At 65.4% G+C, this 4,620-nt stretch carries 3 protein-coding genes; 2 read left to right on the top strand and 1 reads right to left on the bottom strand.

What is annotated here, in order from left to right:
- Positions 1-1,764, bottom strand: a 1,764-nt coding sequence (locus H926_RS26790; protein WP_022676208.1) for a methyl-accepting chemotaxis protein, incomplete at its 3' end; no start/stop codon positions are given.
- 744 nt (positions 1,765-2,508) lie between these two features.
- Here H926_RS26790 and H926_RS0110215 point away from each other — a divergent pair.
- Positions 2,509-3,543 (top strand): SIS domain-containing protein, encoded by a 1,035-nt coding sequence (locus H926_RS0110215; RefSeq protein ID WP_051146320.1) that lies wholly within the window; start codon positions 2,509-2,511, stop codon positions 3,541-3,543.
- The coding region (nagA, locus tag H926_RS26785; protein WP_022676206.1) for an N-acetylglucosamine-6-phosphate deacetylase at positions 3,540-4,620 on the top strand (1,081 nt) is incomplete at its 3' end. The genes H926_RS0110215 and nagA, both read left to right, overlap by 4 nt.

Below are 4,620 nucleotides of genomic sequence, written 5' to 3'. Positions count from 1 at the left end.
GCCGCCGCGCGCGCCGCCGGCCGGGCGTGCCGCGCGCGGGATGGCATCAAGCGTGAAATACCCAAGGCTGGCCTGCAATTCGTCCGCCTGCTCGGCCAGTTGTTCCGAGGTAGCCGAAACCTGTTCCGAGGCGCCAGCATTCTGCTGGGTCACCTGGTCAAGCTGCTGGATCGCCTGGTTGATCTGCCCGGCGCCAATATCCTGTTCGCGGCAGGCGGCGCTGATCTCGCTGATCAGTTCGGCGGTGCGGCGGATATCGGGCACCAGGCGGCCGAGCATGTCGCCCGCCTCGGTCGCGGCCTTGACCGTATCGGCAGAAACCGCGCCGATTTCCGAAGCGGCAGTCTGGCTGCGCTCCGCCAGCTTGCGCACTTCGCTGGCCACCACGGCAAAGCCCTTGCCATGCTCCCCGGCCCGTGCGGCCTCGACCGCGGCATTGAACGCCAAGAGGTCGGTCGGCCGGGCGATTTCCTGGACGATGCCGATCTTGTCGGCAATGGTGCGCATGGCTTCGACCGCCCGGCTGACCACCACGCCCGAGCTTTCGGCATCCTTGGATGATTGCCGGGCGATCTTTTCGGTCTGGGCGGCGTTGTCGGCGTTCTGCTTGATGTTGGCGGCCATCTCTTCCATCGCGGAAGAAGCCTGCTCGCTCGCGGCCGCCTGCTCTGCCGCGCCTTGGGAAACCTGTTGCGAACTCGCGGCCAGTTCCTGGCTGCTCGACGAGACGGTTTCGCTGGCGTCGCTGATCTGGCCGGCAAAGGTGCGCAGATTGTCCACCAGGGCGTTGATGGCGTTCTTCATGCGCTGGTGATCGCCTTCGCAGGCGATTTCGACCTTTTCGCGCAGATCACCCTCGCTGACATTGGCGAGCACGCGGTTGCCTTCGGCAATGGGCAGCAGGATCGCGTCGAGCATGCTGTTGATGCCCTGGATCAGCCCGGCAAAATCGCCGGAAAAGCGCTGCGCCTCGCCACGCCGGGTCAGCTCGCCCGCGGTGGAGGCCTTGATCAACTGCCCGATCTCGCCGGTGATCGCGCGCAGGTTGCGGCGCAGCCCTTCGATATTGTCGTTGATGAAGGCCTTCTTGCCGGGGAACTGCTCGATCGGCGCATCGAAATCGCCTTCGCCAAACGCCTTGATACAGGCCATGGCCTTTCTCTTGACGGCAATATGTTCGCCCACCATCGTATTGATGCCCTGCGCCATCGTGGCGAAATCGCCGTGATACCGCTCCATCGGCAGGACCACATCGATATCGCCCTGGTCGTGCGCTGCGCTCATCGCGTTCATGTCGCGGATCAGGCCAATAAGGTTGCCGCGCAGGGTTTCGATCACCTCGTTGATGAAGGCTTTCTTGCCGGGGAAGGCTTCGAGCGGCGCGTTGAAATCGCCCACGCCGATCGCCTGGACGCAGGCCATGGCCTTTTTCTTCACGGCGATATGTTCGCCCACCATGGCGTTGATCGCGCCGGCAACCTGGTGCAATTCGCCCTTGAAGCGATCGGCAGCGATGGTCGCGTCGATATCGCCGCGTGCATGCTCGCTGGCCATGGCCTGTACCGCCGCGCCCAGATCGCGCGCAGGGGCAGTGGCGCTGTCGAGCAGCTGGTTGATCGCCTCGGCCAGGACGGCGGAGCGGCGATTGCCGAACGGAACCGCCAACCGGGCACCGAGGTCACCGCTGGCCAGCGCCGCCTCGACCCGGGCGATGTCGCGATATGTGGGGTCGAGCGACCCGATGAAGAATGTTGAGCCGGCCATAAATCCTCGCCTTTGCCATGCCTGGGCAGGCCCGATGATCTAGCGGGGCGCGCTGAAGGCGGCGTAAAGCGGCGATGCGCCGGACTACGCAGCCAAGCGGCGCGCTGTTATTAGGCATCGCCCAGGCCCATGATTCTGGCGGCAAATTGGTATCGTTTCCACACCCGCACGGCGCGCGGGCGAGAGCTGCGGAAAGCCACGCGGAACGGCGCCTCAGACTCCGCTGGCCGCCATAACAGGCAAATTGCATGTGATACCATTGCAGGGCCGATTGCACGACTGGGTCGGCGCACGATGGCTCCTTTGGTCCCGCAGAACCGCGCTGGCGATCCGCTGACCGTATGCGGGACGACGCCAGCCCCCATGCTCATTTGTCATGGTATTTATATAAATCAGCTATATAAGGTCGCGCGCCTTACCACAAAATGCCGCTTGTGCCGCTGCGCTTTGCAGAGTTTCGACAACGCATGCGAAAGCGGCTTGGCCCCACCCCTTTGCAGCGAAACCAAGGCTTTCGCCATATAGTGCGGGAGACGGCACAAGGACAAAAAAATACCTATTTGCTACCATTGCACTCATTTGCCTGGCATGTATAACAAACCTGTCTTGCACGGCGCTGCCGGTAGGGCACGCGACAGACCACGATCCCATCGTTCAACCAACCCGAAAGGTTATTGCGTGGAGGCCAAGTTGATCACGCCCACAAGTTCCCCTGAACCGGGCGCAGGCGCCACGGCCACCTGGATGCACCGCGAAGCGGCCGAGGCCGGCGCGGCGGTTGCCCGCTTCATGGCCCACAATGCCCAGGCCCTGGAAGACCTTGGCGCGCGGCTGCGCCAGGCGCCGCCGTCTTTGGTGCTGACCTGTGCGCGCGGATCGTCGGACCATGCCGCAACCTATGCCAAGTACATGATCGAAACGCTGCTCGGCGTGCCGACTGCCTCGGCGGCGTTCTCCACCGTCTCGCTCTATGATGCACCGATGCGCGCCGCGACAGGCAACGCGCCGCTGTGCATCGCCATTTCGCAGTCGGGCCACAGCCCCGACATGCTCGCCACGGTAGAGCGCTATCAGGCCGCTGGCGCCCTGGTGGTGGCCTTGGTCAACAACGATCAATCACCGCTGGCGCAGATGGCCGATGTGGCCCTGCCGCTGTGCGCCGGGCCGGAAATCTCGGTGGCGGCGACCAAGTCGTTCATCACCTCGCTGGCCGGCATTGCCGCGCTGGTTGCCGCGTGGAGCCAGGACGAAGCGCTGAATGCGGCCCTGGCCACCCTGCCCGCCGCGCTCGATGAAAGCTTTGCCCTGGATTGGGACGCCGCCCGCGCCGGCCTGCAGGATGCCACCAACCTGTTCCTGATCAGCCGCGGCTATGGCCTGTCGATCGCGCAGGAAGCCGCGCTCAAGCTCAAGGAAACCAGCGGCCTACATGGCGAAGCGTTCAGCTCTGCCGAAGTGCGCCATGGCCCGATGGCGATCGTGCGCGATGGTTTCCCGGTGCTGGGTTTCGACATCGGCGGCCAGGCCGGGGCCGACGTGCGCCAGGTCTGCGCCGATTTCGCCGAACGCGGTGCGCAGGTATTCCTGGCCACGCCCGAGCCTGAAGCCGTTCCCGCCGGGCCGAACCTGACCGTGCTGCCCGCCGTGGCCGCCGACGAGGCGATCGCGCCGCTGCTGCGCATTGCGAGCTTTTATCGCATGGTCAATGCGCTATCTATCAGCCGGGGTTTCAATCCCGACGAGCCTCCGTTCCTGGCGAAAGTGACCCGCACGCGATGACCGTTCTGGCGTTTACCAACGGCCATATCCTGCTGGGTGATCGCATCGTTCCTGCGGCTACGGTGCAGATCGAGGCCGGGCGCATCGCGGATATTGCGACCGATGTGCCGGTTGATGGCACCGTGGTTGATCTCGACGGCGGCTGGTTGCTGCCTGGCTTTGTCGATAGCCAGGTCAATGGCGGTGGCGGGGCCCTGCTCAACAACGATATCACCGTCGAAGGGCTGGCCACGATTGCCCAGGCGCACGCGCGCTTTGGCACCACGGCCCTGATGCCCACGCTGATCACCGATACGCCGGCGGCGATTTCCGCAGCGCTCGACGTGGTCGATGCCGCCATTGCCCAGGGCCTGCCGGGCATCGTCGGCCTGCATATCGAAGGGCCGTTCATCAATGCCGTGCGCAAGGGCGTGCACGATCCAGCGCTGATCCGCCATCTGGATGAAGACCTGCTGGCCGAACTGTGCCGCCCGCGGCGCGGCAAGGTCATGCTGACCATCGCGCCCGAACAGGTGGAACCGCAGGCGCTGGAACGTCTGCGCGCGGCCGGCGTGATCATCAGCGCGGGCCATACCAACGCCACGTTTGTCGAGGCGCAGGCCGGCTTTGCCGCCGGGCTGACCGGGGTGACGCACCTCTACAACGCGATGTCGCCGCTGCAGCACCGGGCGCCGGGCATGGTGGGCGCCGCGCTGCTCAACGATGCGGTGTGGTGCGGCATCATTGCCGATGGCGTGCACGTGGCCGGGCCGGCGCTGGAAATCGCGCTGCGCATGAAAGGCACCGAGCGACTGATGCTGGTGACCGACGCCATGCCCAGCGTGGGGATGAGCGCCGGTTCGTTCGAGTTGAACGGCCGTACCATCACCGTGACCGATGGCGTGTGCCAGGACGAGAACGGCACGCTGGCCGGCTCCAGCCTCGACATGGCGGGCGCGGTGCGCACGATGGTGGCGCTGACCAGCGCTGACGTGCCGATGGCCAGCCGCATGGCCAGCGCCACGCCGGCCGCGTTCCTGGGCCTGGCCGACGAGATCGGCACCCTGGCCACCGGGCAGCGCGCCGATATGGTGTGGC

It is taken from the genome of Novosphingobium sp. B-7 (assembly GCF_000410615.1).
In the GTDB taxonomy this organism is placed as follows: domain Bacteria; phylum Pseudomonadota; class Alphaproteobacteria; order Sphingomonadales; family Sphingomonadaceae; genus Novosphingobium; species Novosphingobium capsulatum.
Note: the sequence above shows the minus strand (reverse complement) of the source record. Positions and strands in the feature narration are given on the sequence as shown.